The organism is uncultured Veillonella sp., assembly GCF_963543145.1.
GTDB lineage: Bacteria > Bacillota > Negativicutes > Veillonellales > Veillonellaceae > Veillonella.
The window spans coordinates 1-14,267 of record NZ_CAUTZP010000024.1 but is presented as its reverse complement, the minus strand read 5'-3'; the positions used below and the strand labels follow the sequence as shown (position 1 = coordinate 14,267).

Here is a 14,267-nt window from a genome sequence, read left to right as displayed (position 1 = left end):
CGTTTGAACAACTATCCACTACTGTCGTCAGTGACGCAATAGATTTATTAGAGCTAACTAGTGGCGGTTGTTTACCTTATTCAATCCGTCCACTTTACAGCTATTCTAAACCACTAGTAGGGCTTGTAACTACCGTATATGCACCAGATGGCACCAGTTTACCCATTCATCTAGCCATGGCAACACATGCGCACGGTCGTGTCCTATTAATTTCGACAGACAATCATAAAAGCTGTGCATTTCTTGGAGATATTCAAGCACATTTAGCAGCCTTAAACGGTTGCAAAGGGATTGTGCTCGATGGATTTGTGAGAGACAAAGAAGGTATGAGAAGCCTAGATTTGCCAATTTACTGCACAGGTACCTATCCAAAGCGTCCAGGAAAAGCAGATTTAGGGGGCATTAATATCCCCATCACTATAGGAAATGTTAAAGTCTATTCTGGTGATCATATTATGGCCGATTCTGATGGAGTTATCATCATTCCTCAGGAGCATGCAGTCACTGTACTCGAAACAGCAAAGAAAAAAGACATAGCAGATAGTAATCGTCTAAAACGTGTCAAAGAATTTGAATATAGCTCAGCGAAATACATCCATAACTTTACAAGTATTCTCACAAATGATGTTGCTGACTATATAAAGAAACATATGTAATCAAAAAGCCCTCCATACGGAGGGCCTTTTATTTGAGAAGTTAGATAATCCCCATAGTATTTGAGGCTTTAATATATTTTGAGATTACATTAACGTTTTAAGTACATCCAATACTTCTTGTGGTAATTCATTTTTATGACCAATAAGTTTTTCTACGTAGTCATAGCGGAACTCGAAAGCTTTATGTAGTTGGTGATGGTACTCACGCACTTGGAATGGAGGTTCAAAACCAGGAACCTCTACATAGGAGAGGTTTTCGTATTTATAGAATGGTTTGAAGTCTAAAGTACCTTCTACCAAACGTTCTAACAAATCAAGAGTCACTTCTTTCGGAACTTTATCTTCTAAGAAGAAACCTGTATTCATGATGTAGCATTCTACACCACATTCGGAGAACAATTTTTTGTAGCTTTCATAATCACGAGCCAATGGATATGTACGGAAAGGATTTGCATATGGTTCAATAACAAGTGCATTTGGATCAACATGCGCATCGAGCTTTTCCGCTGTAGAGCGACGCGTAGCAAGGGTCGCACCCATTGTAGATGCGAGTACAGGATCATCAATTTTAAGGATTGGTGGCAATGTTTTATCTTTCATTAACCATACAATAGCATTTACAGGCTCACCAACATAATTTACGCGGTTATCTGTCCAGAATTGAGATTTAATAGCGCGACCATTGTTATTACGAACGTCTTCAGCTAATACAACCTTACGCCCTTCTTCATCCATAGTTACGCCTACGTTTTGTAGTGTTAACAAGAATTCATTAGCAGGATGTTCCACAGGGTAATCTTGCATTTTGTCAAAGTATGTAGGTTCAAGGGCAATGGAACTCAAATCTTCAGTATTAATGATATACGCATCGTCATGCAAGATAGAGATATCATAACGACCATCGTGTTTTTCATGAGTCAATGTAGATTTACCGGAACCGGACAAGCCGAATACACCGATCGTATAGGATTTGCCATTATCAAGGTTGTAACGTTTCATACCGCCATGGCAAGCAACATAACCGAGGCGATTTGCCAAGGACCATGCCAATGTCAATGTACCTTTTTTATGCTCACCAAAATAGCGCATGCCAAGAATCATAGCACAGTTATGAGCAGTGTCGAAAATAGCAAGGCCACCCGGATGACCTGGTACAACATAATCTGGATCAGAATAGATATAGATATCACCTTCTGGAATCTCTAAACTATCATTGTAGAATTCTTTTACCGCTGCATCGAAGAACTTGAAGTTCATGATCCAGGAGTACAAAATAGATGCGTGATTTTTTGGAATCATCAAATGAGCACGAGCGGTGAATTTTTTATCTAAACCAACAATAGCTTGAGCAGCAATCCACTCTTTATCGCGGCTATCGTATACTGCATCACGTGCAATATTAGCAAGTTCAACTTCATCTATGCCTTCATCGCCAATAATGCGACGAGCTTTTGCATAGCGGCCTGTAGTTTTACCATCGTTAGTAACAAGTACCTTCGCATCAGTTGGCAAACCTTGTTCACATGGTTTATGTACAGGCATATCGAGGACGATAACACCTGGCTCTTCAGCAGCAAGTTGATACGCTTGTGCTACAGATGTAATAGGAGTCACATTGTTTCCATAGAATGCAGTTTCAATAGTACTGCGCATCTTAGAAAATAATGGGTTTGTTTTAATTTCACTTTGCTTCCAAACGCGTCTTGTAGACATAGTATCCAGATCCTCACCTTTAAATATATCAGTAATTTCTCTTGTAAAAGTATATTAATATATGAAAATACTGTTTTTGCAAATACTTTCATTATGTTCTATTTTACCCTTTTCAATCAAATTTGTATACACAAAATAGATGAATTATAGTAAATTATTGTATGTTTATTTCAAATTAGTGCAACACATCTGTAATAATAAAAATTGATAACTAATTATTCCTTAAGGCTACAACTAAAGTAAACAACATAGGATTCTATATTCATAGTCACTGCATAATACTAATAACAAAATAAAATGAGGCAAGGTCCTGAGACCTCGCCTCTTTCATATTTAAAAGTTCAATTATTTCTTATTTTTATTAATAAATGCGTCGATTTTACCAATCAAATCATCTACATTAAAATCGCCGCGCTCCGCAATCATCTTGATGGTAGCCACCTTAGCCATAACTTTTACCATAGGCGTTTTCAATTTCTCGAATTTCGGATTCAAAGAAATCAAATAATCTACAATATCTGGACTTTGTTTAATCAAATTAGACAATGTCGTTTTTGCATCGATATGGAGTCGACCATCTGCATCAGCTGTTAATGGTTCTTCCTCTACCTCTTCGGCAGCCTTTTGCGCCAAGGACTTTTCTTTACTACTATCACCAACAAAGTCGGTTTTATCCCAAGTCAACAATGTACGGGATCCTTCAAGCTCACGAATATGCGTACAATCTTGCATCATTTCTAGAACGCCCCGGAATTTACCATTTTCATCGCGCACGGCCGTGTAGATAACATAGATGAACAGGCCTGGTTTGTTAATCCAGAATTCTGCTTGGCTTTGTTCCCCAGAGCGGAACTTTTCAACAATTTCTTCTACTACATGAACAGACTTCGCTGGATGACAGTTCTTCACCTCACGACCAATAACGTTGGCACTGCGAGGGAAAATGCGATGTGGTGTATCGCTGTAGAACTTAACGAGTTCATTTTCATCTACATAGGATAAATCTACTGGAAGATGACGGAATAACAAATTGATTTGCTCTAATGTCAATTTGCCAGTGGCTACATCTAGAACAGCATCCTTATTAACAGCTGCTCCACCTACAGGGCCCACATATTTGGATAATAGCCCTGCCAAATCGTTTAGGAACTCGTTAGATACTCCACCGTTTTGACCGGAGTTATTTGCATTTAGTTGCGCTGCAGAATCATTGATGCCTGGCACTACATATAAACCTGGCGGATTGATGATTGCATAACCAATTTCATGGTCATTTTTACTCATGCGCACAAACTCTTCTTCGCTTAACAGTTTATAAGATGTCGGCAATAGTACTTCTAACTCTTTGGAGTTCAAATCACGTAACTTCTCTAACGTTTCTGGTACAGACGCTAAAAATTCGTCGTATTTATCCTCCCGTAGCAAAGCATAGGATGCAGAGATAGCATCGCGTACGCCGTCATCAAAGGTCCACATAATACGTGTTGGGCGGTCAAAACCATGATCTTCGAGCATTGGATATAATTGATTTTGCTTACGAGACAGATGCGTTCTCCATTGCGCTAAAGAATCAAAGATACCAAGCCAAGGATTTTTAATAAATTTCTCTTGCTTCAATAATTTATCTGCTTCGAGAGCGACCTTTTCAACAGCATTGATTTCTTCTAAGTACACCCACAACGGATGATTTTCAGGGTACTCATTTTCTGCGCGAACTAATACGCCATCGAACAAGTTCAATAGGTCATCCATCTTATCTAGGATTTCTTCATCCTTATAAACACCTTTTAAACTTTGCTCTGCATAAGCAAACTCATCAGGCGTACAAGTGCCTAGTTGTTCTTTTAAAATACGATTGCCCTCTTCTAAGGACAATTTGCCATCTAAATAATCTTCTTTAACGGACACAATAATTCTGTAACGTTCATTGTTAATATCTAGCTTTTGTTTTAATGGATTCATATGTGTATACCTCCAAGGGCTAATTGATGATTATAATTCTATTATATCATTTTGAAAGTAATTTTCAGTAGCTACAGATACAGTTTTATTATTTTGTAAAAGTTTCTCAACTAATTTGCTTAATGGTGATTAAAATTTAATTTAAAGTAGATTACACAAAGAGTGCATTATCTTAAGATTACACACAAAAAGCACCCATACTAAGTATGAGTGCCTTCAGTTAGATATTGAAATCAATATATTCAGTTTTAGAAGATGCTACTGGATTGCCGTTGGAATCAGTAGCAGGCTTAAATCGCCAGGTCCCGATCTTTTCAACAAGCACTTCATCAAGAGCGCTAGAGCCGCTAGATGCGACGACTTCAATGTCCCCTACAGAGCCGTCTTCTTTAATGGTAAAACGCACATCTGCACCATGAACTGCATCGCCATAACCAGCGAGAACAGCTCTGTCCACAGCCGGTGTAGATACCGCTGTAGGTGGGTCATATGGAGCTGCCAACACAGAAGCTACCATACTAGTTATAAACAATGCACTTAACATCGTACAACGCAACACTTTATTCATCATTATCTCCTTATTTTGCCGTTACAGCATTCTTAGGCAGAGTAATTGTCATCCCAATAATAGATTCATGTGCCTTTTGATCTACCCCTATAGCAGGTGTAAATTTCCACTGCATAATCGCTTTTTTTACAGCTTCATCAACTGGAGCATAACCAGAGGAACGTTCCACAAATACATTTTTAACATTCCCTTTTTTATCAATCAAAAAGCGTACGCGCATATTAGGTGCTACCGTAGCTGTTTGAGGAACCTCAGGCAACTCAGGTTTTACAATTTCCACTTCTCGTGGAGATTCTAAGAACTTAGCTGCATCAGCTGTATAATTACCTAACACACCAAAAGATGTAACAAGTAATACCGCCGCAGTATAACGTAGTAATTTATTCATAATAAGCCTCCTTATTAACTTGTATCTATGCATAATATCATACTAAATTAAGATGAAATTTTAAAGAATATTTTCTTATTGATAAAATTTCTCATTTATGATATATTAATTTCAAGATAACTGTTCGGACTTACATATCAGGTTGATATGACAAAAAATTACACAAAGGAGGTTCATCATGAGACGTAGAAAGCGTATTCAAATGAAGGTCATGATGGTACTTGGTATCATTGCCCTCATTGGGCCAAACCATCTACAATCTCTCATCCACTAATGGATCGTGACCCTAGCAGAAGAACGTATAACTGCCAATAGCCGCTACGTTAGTAGCGGCTATTTTTCTGTTCAAATCAAGGTAGCATACCACCTTTTCAAAGCATAAATCTGTTAGTTATTTATGTTTAGTTATTTATGTTTAATTATTTATGTTTAATTATTTATATTGGTTTTTCCACATTATCATTACATCATTTTTGTATTAACAAGATAACTAGAAGATTTTAAATCCAGTACCTACAAAAGGAGGTTTATTATGAAGTTCAATCGAGTCCTATTAGTCGTCCTATCATTTACACTAATGTTATTAGCCTTGGCCGGTTGTGGAAAAGATGCAGCGCAAGACAGTCAGAAGAAATTAAACGTTGTAGCCACAACGACAATGTTAACGGATTTAGTAAAAGAAATCGGCGGTGATCATGTAGCTGTACAAGGTCTCATGGGACCTGGCGTAGACCCTCACCTCTATCAAGCGAGCGCCGGCGATGTAACAGCTATGTCTAAGGCAGATGTTGTAGTGTACAACGGCATTCACTTAGAAGGTAAAATGGGTTCCATTTTCGACAATTTAACAAAACAAAATAAAGCTACCATCCGCGTATCTGATGCTATTGATCCAGCTACACTACTCGACTTTGACGAAGAAGATGGGGTAAAAACAAAAGACCCTCATATTTGGTTCGATGTAGCGAATTGGAAACTTGCGGCCAAAGCTGTTTACGAAGGTCTTGCTAAAGCAGATCCAGTTCATAAAGAGGATTTCAAGAAACGGTATGATGCGTACCTTACTAAACTAGATGAAACAGATGCATACATCAAAGCTCAAGCAGAATCAATTCCTAAAGAATCTCGTGTTCTAGTAACAGCACACGATGCGTTCCAATACTTTGCTCGTGCGTATGGCTTTGAAGTAAAAGGCTTGCAAGGGGTTAGCACCGCAACAGAGGCTGGTACACAAGATGTGAACGAGCTTGTTCAATATATTGTAGATCACAAGATTAAAGCTATCTTCGTAGAATCCTCTGTACCACATAAAACAATTGAAGCCGTTCAAGAAGCAGCTAAGGCTAAAGGTTGGAACGTTACGATTGGCGGCGAATTATACTCTGACTCCCTCGGTTCCGAAGGCACTGAAGGGGGCACCTATATCGGCATGGTAAAAGCTAACATCGATACCATCGCTAAAGCACTTAAATAATATATAAGGCTAGTGGCACTCATTAATACAAGGAGGTCTCTATGGAATGGGCCGTTGAAGTTGAAGATATGACCGTAGCCTATACGACAAAACCCGTATTATGGGACGTAGATATGAAGGTACCCATCGGTTCCTTAGCGGCTATCGTCGGCCCTAATGGGGCCGGTAAATCTACATTATTAAAGGCTATGTTAGGCCTATTAACAGTTATCTCAGGTAGTGTTAAGTTTTATATCGATCACCACTTAGCGATGGACAAAAGGGATTACAAAAAAATCGCCTATGTCCCTCAAAGCGGTAGCGTCGACTGGGACTTCCCTACCACCGTTTTAGATGTGGTCCTCATGGGCCGTTATGGTCATCTAGGTTGGTTCAAACGACCAAGTAAAAAGGATAAGGAACTAGCCCTCTCCATGATTGAAAAAATGGGTATGACCGACTATGTAAACAGGCAAATCCGTCAACTTTCAGGGGGACAACAACAGCGTGTATTCCTCGCAAGAGCCCTCGTACAGGAGGCAGATATTTACCTCATGGACGAGCCTTTTAAGGGCGTCGATAAAACGACGGAACACGCCATAATCTCCCTGTTACAAGAAATGAAAGCGCGCGGCAAAACAGTTATCGTCGTACATCACGATTTAAATACGGTGCCTCAGTATTTCGACTGGGTCACGATGGTCAATAAGCAAACCGTGGCCTATGGTCCTGTGGCAGATACCTTTACTGAAGAAGCCATCGAGCGCACCTACGGCAAGGGGAGGATTGTATGAACATACTCCAATCCTACACGACGCAAATGGTATTGCTCGGCACAGCTCTCTTGGGTCTTGCCAGTGGCATCGCTGGCACCTTTGCAGTACTGCGCAAGGAAAGCCTCATTGGTGATGGCCTCTCCCACGCGGCACTGCCGGGTGTAGTCATCGCGTTCTTGCTGACCGGCATAAAAGACATTGAAGTACTTATTATAGGTGCTGCCCTGTCCTCTATCACTGCGGCGTGGCTCATTACCATCACCGTCGAAAACAGTAAAATCAAATTCGATGGCGCTTTAGCTACTATACTATCTGCTTTCTTTGGTCTTGGTATGGTTCTACTCACCTACCTTCAAAGTCTAAACAATGCAGGTCAGGCGGGACTTTCAAAATTTATATTTGGACAGGCCGCCACCATATTAGCCCGCGATGTGTATATTACATCAGCGGCAGCGCTCATCATTATCGTTTTAACAGCCTTATTTTGGAAAGAACTGAAACTCATTTCCTTTGACGTAGAATACGCTAAAACATTGCAAATTCCCGTCACCTTTACACTCATTTTATATCGTTCACTACTGATTATGACCATCATCATCGGCATCCAATCAGTAGGTGCCATCTTGATTAGTTCTCTACTCATTGCACCAGCCGTAGGGGCACGTCAATGGACCAACAAGCTTGGAACTATGTGCACCTTAGCAGGTCTATTCGGCATGGCTTCCGCTATGGGCGGTACCCTTTGGAGTACAGCAGTACAAAAACTGCCTACAGGACCTGCAATCATCATCATTCTGTCGGTTATCGTACTGGTGAGCCTCGTTTTTGCACCTAATAGAGGCATTTTGTGGCAATATCGTAAAAACAAACAATCAAAACAAGCTTTACTATCAGAAACCGCAAAGATAAGTCCTGCCGATTTGCACCAAAAGATATATAGAGCAGAGGGAGGACAACCTCGCATAGGAGGTGCGCCATGACAGTACATACAGAGATTTTACTCATCGCCATTGCCGTATCCATTGCGTGTGCTATCCCTGGTGTATTCCTCGTGCTGCGCCGCATGTCCATGATGGCCGACGCCATTACGCACACCGTATTCCTCGGCATCGTGCTCGCTTTCTTTGTAACGGAAGACTTAAACTCACCCTTGCTTCTAGTAGGGGCAACCTTAGTCGGCGTTGGAACGGTATGGCTTACAGAGATGATTCATAACACGGGCCTCGTCAACGAAGACGCGTCCATTGGTATCATCTTTCCATTGCTCTTCTCCATTGCTATCATCCTCGTCAGTCTCTATAGCGGCAACGCACACCTTGACGTAGATACGGCGCTTCTAGGGGAAATCGCGTTCGCCCCATTCGACAGATGGATTGTAAACGGCACCGACTTAGGTCCTGTATCACTATGGATTTCCCTTGGGGTAGCGGTCATCAACCTCCTATTAGTTATGCTCTTCTACAAGGAATTGCAGCTATCTACCTTCGATCCACTATTGGCAGGGCTTTTTGGTTTCATGCCGACCCTCATCCACTACGTGCTCATGACCATGGTGTCCCTCACCGTAGTGGCCTCCTTCCAAGCGGTAGGTGCCATCCTCGTTATCGGCCTCATGATCGGACCTGCGGTTATTGCTTATTTATGGACGGACTCTGTGAAAGCCATGCTCATTAGCAGTATCATCATTGGCATTATCTGTGCCATCATCGGTACGGAAGTGGCTTTCACCCTAGACGTATCCATTGTAGGCGCTATCGCAACGACGATCGGTGTCGCTTTATTAATTGCCGTTATTTGCACGCCAAAGACAGGCTATATTGCAACCTATCTTCGCCAACGCCACTTGCGTCGTCACTACCGTGAAATGATGATGCTATGCCATGTATATACACATATGAATACACCTGTGGCGGCCATTGAAAACGGTATCGGTACCATTCACGAACACCTAAACTGGAAGCCAGACTATACACACCAAGCCGCATCACACCTTAAGAAACAAGGCTTGTTGTATGTAACAAATGGGTACTATATGCTGACCGATAAAGGCGTGGCGCAGGTAAAGGAAATTATTTAATAAAACTCAACTCGCATTTGATACCATTTGGCACCGCCATGATCAGATTCTGATTCACCTTCATTTACAAAACCAAACTTGCCGTAATAAGGTATCTTCTCTTCCTTACAGGTTAGAATAACACCCTTACGTTTTTCATCTCTAGCCAATTCGATGAAAGCCTCTATCAACTGACCACCTACACCGCGATTCCGATATTCTGGCATTGTATTTAAGCCAAATATCATCTGCCATGCGCCGTTAGGGTTATGCAAAGAAGCATCGGCGAACATCTCATCCGTTAAGATTTCATCATCTGTTACAAAACCATCGATAAAACCAATAGGTGTATCGCCGTCAAAAGCAATTAAGAACTGACCTGCATAATGGTCTAATCGTTCCTTAAAAGCCTCACGAGGCGCCGCTTCTGCTGGCGGAAAACAAGTCGCTTCTATATGTGTTACTATATCTAAATCTTCGGTTGTTGCTTTGCGTATGAACATTGATTCCCCTATCCATTCTTTCACATAATAGTATTATATACACTAGTAACATACTCTGTAGGACTTACATACTCTGTGGGACTTACATAATACGTGTACATATATGTATATTATATTAGCATTCTCCATTACAGCAATAAATGCTACGCCTAAAAATATCTAGGCGTAGCATTTTCTATTTTACTTTTTTGTATATTTCGGTACATTACGATATTGCATTGGTAAGGAATTCTCTTTTACCTTAAATCCATGCTTCTCGTAAAACGGTGCATTCTTGCTTTCACCTATCATAACATTGATGTACAAATACGACTTGTAAGCGTCTTTCACCATTTCTAGCAAATGACCAGCAATACCTTGGCCATGATAATCAGGATGTACTAGCACATAGTTTATGAAACATACCAGCTCGCTATCATCCATAACACGAATAAGGCCAACTAAACGGTCGCCATCCCAGGCAGAAATCACACGAGATGAATTCATGAGAGCCTTGTGTAGACGGTCTGGATATTTACCTACTACCCAACGAACGGCTAGAAATAACTCTGCTACTTGCTGGGGCGTAAAATTTCGCTCCTCAGTATATGTAATCTCCATAAAAGCTCCTCCAAATGATTACTTTAACTTTCGCATCTCACGAATAAACGCCTCTGCCTCTTGTAGGTTCTTAGGGAACTCAAAATAAATACATTCTTCATGACCACAATAAGGATTGCGGAAATCATAGCCGCTCAACAACAAATACTCGATAAGCTTCCATTCTTTATCATTAGATTTTTTAGGAGCCTTGAACTTCTCGTTCACAAAGTACATCTTACCTTTGCATGTAGGGCAGGTTTTATTTCTGTTGAACAACTCGTAGTTTGTACCCTCCGACAAAGAGATCCGGCAGTTTACACATACATTTTTATAGCCCATAGTTATTTACTCCCATACGGTTTATGTTGAAAGATTTCTTTTACAATCCCTTCACCAACAACATTACCACCTTCCATGATAAGGAACTCAGCGCCTGCTTGTAGTGCAGAATAATCTACAGTTTCATATACAGGTAAAGCATTGGCTTGAATCGGTTTATCAAAGATGACATCTTCACCATCAATAAAGTTAATACCAAGATATTCCTCAGTACCTTTTATAACAAAATGAGGATAGTACATTCCATTATTTAAATTCGATGGAGTTCTTCGCTTCTTGCTGAAGAACGTAACTGTGCAACTAATAGTAAAATCTAAATCGCTCATTTCAGGCCTCATTCAACTACATATACCATATCACCTTTAAAGTATATGTTCATTATACAGTGTACGGGATTCCCTTCGGTCCATAACCAACCTTGCAGCACAGCGCGCCCCCAGTTATAAGTCTCCGTAATGACCTCGAATTCACTTTTACTATACTCCTGCTGATACTGAGGTAACTCAATTCTTTTACCTGTGAAAGTATCTAATATTGTACTATTAAAGACGAGAATTTCAAGATCATCTATGTCACACGTTTCAAATACTACTTGAGCCTTATGAGTCTGTTCAACACCATTCTCATAAGAGAAAATATACTCAAAAGTAAAAATCAAATTATCATCTGCATATTCTATTTTCTGTACCCGCGCATCATGGAGAGAATATTTGGGATACTCGCCAAAAGACTTTGTCGTTTTCATAGGGCCTATCCTCAAGAATTTATTAACACTTTTTATTTCATCATTTTATTATAATGTTCTGAGTATCCCGTGTGTTGAAAAACCAATTCAAAAGCAGTCTTAAAATCATTATAATTAAACTCTTTTAAATCAAATATATTCTGTCCTTTTGAGTGTGACTCTCTATTCATATATCGATTAAATGCCATGAAATTAGTTTTCTGTAACTCCGCTTTTTGGAATACGTTATTATAATCCTGTTTCTCAACAAAATTAAAAAAATATTCAATTATATTTCTCATACAATTAGCGATAAGCGCTGGTGGCTGATTTTGATCCTTAATAATATACCAGTATGACTGATAATCATTTTGAATTTCCTCATACTTCATTGTATTAAATGAACTTCCAACCTCATTTTTACATAATCTAAATAATTTCTGAGTACGCTCTCTTTCTACATGGTTTATATTTGTCAGCTCATAGAAAAAATATAAACTATGTGTAAGAATAAATACTTGCTCATACGTATCAGTCCTTAAAAATTCATTATGAATCAATCTACCTATATTAAAAATATGTATATGTGACAAACTAGAGATAGGATCATCTATTATAATAATTTTATTTGTTGAAGTGGAATCACTCTTTACTTCACCTTTACATCTCTCTAAAAAATACAAAAAACTAATTACCATCTTTTCACCTTCACTTAGAGTATGAAAAACATGGACATCTTCACAGCCAGTTCTTTTAATATGATATAAAGATTCTTCATCAGAATATTTTTCAATTGAAAAATCTATTATTCCAATATCTAAAAGAGCTCCTTTTATATTATCAATCGCTTCATCTATATTAACAGTCCTCTTTTGATTTTCTCTGATAATACTTTGCTGATTATCTATTTCTTTTTTAAAGCCATCTATCTTCTTATCATATTCTGTTACATAATTATCATATTCTTTTTTCTTTTTATTATAATCACTAATAATAGTAGCAAATCTTATTTGCATTAAATCCCAAAATTTTTCTTTTATTTTATTTCTACTAGCTTCAATATTTTCAATTTTTTTATTGTACTCTAATATCCTTTGGTTAGCCTCTTCAATAATTTTATTAATATTAGATACTACATCCTCAGAAGATTCTAACATTACACTCAGGCTCGGAGTATTTATTTTATCCTCTATTTTAGATTTATTAGATTTTATTAAGTTCTCTAAAATTAATAAATTTCTTTCTATAGCTTCGATATTATTATTTAAAAATCTATTAGCTTTAAGTTTTTCAATTTCATCAAATATATATGTAGCCTTATTCGAATAGTCTTTTAGCAAGCAACTTAATTTATTTTTATCATCTTCATAACTATTATCAAAATATTTATATATTTCTTCAACAAATTCTTTTGAGATTGTTTTTTGTTGGCAAAAAGGACAAATACTTGGATTTTTATCAGTATCTATGTAAGCTAACCCTTTATTCACCCAATCGGAATTTTTTAACTTATCAATAACTACAGAAATAGTACTATTATTATTTCCCACAATTATTTTCTCAAGAAGCTCTAAATTCGCTATCTCATCTTCAACTAAACTGATTTTATTTATACTAGATTCTTTTCGAGCTCCAGATTTTAAATCAGTAGCTTCGTTTTTTAATGTTTCTAGCGAATAATCAGGCTCTATTTTAACCTTCTTCAGACTTACTAAATAGTTAAACAGTGTGTCTTTACTGCTTTTTAATCTATCTAAACAATAACCTAATACATTATTTTCCGTAGTAAATTCCTTTTTAATTACCCAAACTTCATTTTTATAGTCAGCAACACTCTCATTATATTGTTCTAATGTATTTTTCGCTTCCTGTTCAGCCTTCTCCTTCTCTTTCTTTATTTTAGAGAGTTCATTCCTCGCCTTATCAATGACTTCCTTAATTTCTTTATTTTCTTTTGATAATGTAAAAATTCCAGGAATATCCTCTGTTTCATAAAAATTGTCTCTAATAAATTGTTGATTATAGACCAAAACTGTATCGGATTCCTTTAATCCCTCAATAGAGCAATCTGCAAACTTATTATCTGACCTATTATATAGAAAGTTTGAAAGTGTACTCTTTCCAGTCCCATTTAATCCATATAATAAATTAACTTTTTTATCTGTTTCAAGTGAGGTTGATGTTTTATAGCTTGCAACATTATTCATTATAATTTTTGTAATCATAAATTAATTAACTCCCCATACGTTTAATAAACTTAATTACTATTTAAGATTAGACAATTATATCTCCCTTTGCTCTATCCTACGCCTGATATTATAAAAAACACCTCCCTATCATACTAAAAGCCTCCCATCAAAACAATGGGAGGCTTTATATGCACACTTAAAATTCAATAACTAACTTCCCGTCAAACCTATTCTTTTACCTTTCAGTTGAATTCAGTATTACTCAAAAAGTGTAGTTAATGAATTTAAAATCAATATTTCTTATTATTCCCACTCAATTGTAGCAGGTGGTTTAGATGTAATATCGTACACGATACGG

16 protein-coding genes are annotated in these 14,267 nt (G+C 38.0%); 5 read left to right on the top strand and 11 right to left on the bottom strand.

From position 1 onward, the window contains the following. The coding region (locus RWZ05_RS08465) for an RraA family protein (protein ID WP_314643694.1) at positions 1–656 on the top strand (656 nt) is incomplete at its 5' end. Between the two features lie 84 nt (positions 657–740). On the opposite strand, the gene RWZ05_RS08460 is transcribed toward RWZ05_RS08465, so the two are convergent. The 4 genes from RWZ05_RS08460 to RWZ05_RS08445 all read right to left on the bottom strand — a co-directional run bounded on the left by RWZ05_RS08460 (position 741) and on the right by RWZ05_RS08445 (position 5,287). Next, complete coding sequence (locus tag RWZ05_RS08460) at positions 741–2,369, bottom strand: phosphoenolpyruvate carboxykinase (ATP) (RefSeq protein WP_314643691.1); 1,629 nt, start codon at positions 2,367–2,369, stop codon at positions 741–743. 345 nt (positions 2,370–2,714) lie between these two features. Then, positions 2,715–4,331, bottom strand: coding sequence for a PAS domain-containing protein (locus tag RWZ05_RS08455; RefSeq protein WP_314643687.1), 1,617 nt, complete (start codon positions 4,329–4,331; stop codon positions 2,715–2,717). 220 nt (positions 4,332–4,551) lie between these two features. Further along, positions 4,552–4,899 carry an energy transducer TonB gene (locus tag RWZ05_RS08450; RefSeq protein ID WP_314643685.1) on the bottom strand — a complete coding sequence of 116 codons (348 nt, stop codon included), beginning with the start codon at positions 4,897–4,899 and terminating at the stop codon, positions 4,552–4,554. Between the two features lie 10 nt (positions 4,900–4,909). Further along, positions 4,910–5,287, bottom strand: coding sequence for an energy transducer TonB (locus RWZ05_RS08445; RefSeq protein ID WP_314643684.1), 378 nt, complete (start codon positions 5,285–5,287; stop codon positions 4,910–4,912). Between the two features lie 532 nt (positions 5,288–5,819). Here RWZ05_RS08445 and RWZ05_RS08440 point away from each other — a divergent pair. From RWZ05_RS08440 to RWZ05_RS08425, 4 genes are read left to right on the top strand one after another with little or no spacing between them, the layout of a single operon-like run. After that, positions 5,820–6,761, top strand: a complete 942-nt coding sequence (locus tag RWZ05_RS08440) for a metal ABC transporter solute-binding protein, Zn/Mn family (protein ID WP_314643682.1) — start codon at positions 5,820–5,822, stop codon at positions 6,759–6,761. Between the two features lie 41 nt (positions 6,762–6,802). Beyond that, complete coding sequence (locus tag RWZ05_RS08435; RefSeq protein ID WP_314643679.1) at positions 6,803–7,534, top strand: metal ABC transporter ATP-binding protein; 732 nt, start codon at positions 6,803–6,805, stop codon at positions 7,532–7,534. Further along, a complete protein-coding gene (locus tag RWZ05_RS08430; RefSeq protein WP_314643677.1) occupies positions 7,531–8,496 on the top strand; it encodes a metal ABC transporter permease in 966 nt (321 codons plus the stop codon). The genes RWZ05_RS08435 and RWZ05_RS08430 overlap by 4 nt, the downstream gene beginning before the upstream one ends. Beyond that, complete coding sequence (locus RWZ05_RS08425; protein ID WP_314643675.1) at positions 8,493–9,593, top strand: metal ABC transporter permease; 1,101 nt, start codon at positions 8,493–8,495, stop codon at positions 9,591–9,593. The genes RWZ05_RS08430 and RWZ05_RS08425 overlap by 4 nt, the downstream gene beginning before the upstream one ends. On the opposite strand, the gene RWZ05_RS08420 is transcribed toward RWZ05_RS08425, so the two are convergent. The 7 genes from RWZ05_RS08420 to RWZ05_RS08880 form a co-directional block, all read right to left on the bottom strand. Next, positions 9,590–10,075 (bottom strand): GNAT family N-acetyltransferase, encoded by a 486-nt coding sequence (locus RWZ05_RS08420; RefSeq protein ID WP_314643673.1) that lies wholly within the window; start codon positions 10,073–10,075, stop codon positions 9,590–9,592. The genes RWZ05_RS08425 and RWZ05_RS08420 overlap by 4 nt on opposite strands. Positions 10,076–10,255: 180 nt before the next feature. Further along, a complete protein-coding gene (locus RWZ05_RS08415) occupies positions 10,256–10,675 on the bottom strand; it encodes a GNAT family N-acetyltransferase (protein WP_314643672.1) in 420 nt (139 codons plus the stop codon). An 18-nt stretch (positions 10,676–10,693) separates the two neighbouring features. Continuing rightward, positions 10,694–10,891: a hypothetical protein gene (locus RWZ05_RS08410; RefSeq protein WP_314360333.1), complete on the bottom strand. Its 198-nt coding sequence runs from the start codon at positions 10,889–10,891 to the stop codon at positions 10,694–10,696. 107 nt (positions 10,892–10,998) lie between these two features. Continuing rightward, the gene (locus RWZ05_RS08405; protein WP_314643671.1) at positions 10,999–11,322 is read right to left on the bottom strand and encodes a hypothetical protein; all 324 of its coding nucleotides are present in this window, start codon (positions 11,320–11,322) and stop codon (positions 10,999–11,001) included. A gap of 8 nt (positions 11,323–11,330) precedes the next feature. Continuing rightward, complete coding sequence (locus tag RWZ05_RS08400) at positions 11,331–11,741, bottom strand: hypothetical protein (protein ID WP_314643669.1); 411 nt, start codon at positions 11,739–11,741, stop codon at positions 11,331–11,333. A 32-nt stretch (positions 11,742–11,773) separates the two neighbouring features. Beyond that, positions 11,774–13,945: an AAA family ATPase gene (locus RWZ05_RS08395; RefSeq protein ID WP_314643666.1), complete on the bottom strand. Its 2,172-nt coding sequence runs from the start codon at positions 13,943–13,945 to the stop codon at positions 11,774–11,776. 267 nt (positions 13,946–14,212) lie between these two features. Beyond that, the coding region (locus RWZ05_RS08880) for a hypothetical protein (protein ID WP_143755343.1) at positions 14,213–14,267 on the bottom strand (55 nt) is incomplete at its 5' end.

Coding starts and splice junctions, on each gene's coding strand:
- RWZ05_RS08460 (WP_314643691.1), bottom strand. CDS start 2,369: ATGTCTACAAGACGCGTTTGGAAGCAAAGTGAAATTAAAACAAACCCA.
- RWZ05_RS08435 (WP_314643679.1), top strand. CDS start 6,803: ATGGAATGGGCCGTTGAAGTTGAAGATATGACCGTAGCCTATACGACA.
- RWZ05_RS08405 (WP_314643671.1), bottom strand. CDS start 11,322: ATGAGCGATTTAGATTTTACTATTAGTTGCACAGTTACGTTCTTCAGC.
- RWZ05_RS08425 (WP_314643675.1), top strand. CDS start 8,493: ATGACAGTACATACAGAGATTTTACTCATCGCCATTGCCGTATCCATT.
- RWZ05_RS08400 (WP_314643669.1), bottom strand. CDS start 11,741: ATGAAAACGACAAAGTCTTTTGGCGAGTATCCCAAATATTCTCTCCAT.
- RWZ05_RS08395 (WP_314643666.1), bottom strand. CDS start 13,945: ATGATTACAAAAATTATAATGAATAATGTTGCAAGCTATAAAACATCA.
- RWZ05_RS08410 (WP_314360333.1), bottom strand. CDS start 10,891: ATGTACTTTGTGAACGAGAAGTTCAAGGCTCCTAAAAAATCTAATGAT.
- RWZ05_RS08420 (WP_314643673.1), bottom strand. CDS start 10,075: ATGTTCATACGCAAAGCAACAACCGAAGATTTAGATATAGTAACACAT.
- RWZ05_RS08440 (WP_314643682.1), top strand. CDS start 5,820: ATGAAGTTCAATCGAGTCCTATTAGTCGTCCTATCATTTACACTAATG.
- RWZ05_RS08445 (WP_314643684.1), bottom strand. CDS start 5,287: ATGAATAAATTACTACGTTATACTGCGGCGGTATTACTTGTTACATCT.
- RWZ05_RS08430 (WP_314643677.1), top strand. CDS start 7,531: ATGAACATACTCCAATCCTACACGACGCAAATGGTATTGCTCGGCACA.
- RWZ05_RS08450 (WP_314643685.1), bottom strand. CDS start 4,899: ATGAATAAAGTGTTGCGTTGTACGATGTTAAGTGCATTGTTTATAACT.
- RWZ05_RS08455 (WP_314643687.1), bottom strand. CDS start 4,331: ATGAATCCATTAAAACAAAAGCTAGATATTAACAATGAACGTTACAGA.
- RWZ05_RS08415 (WP_314643672.1), bottom strand. CDS start 10,675: ATGGAGATTACATATACTGAGGAGCGAAATTTTACGCCCCAGCAAGTA.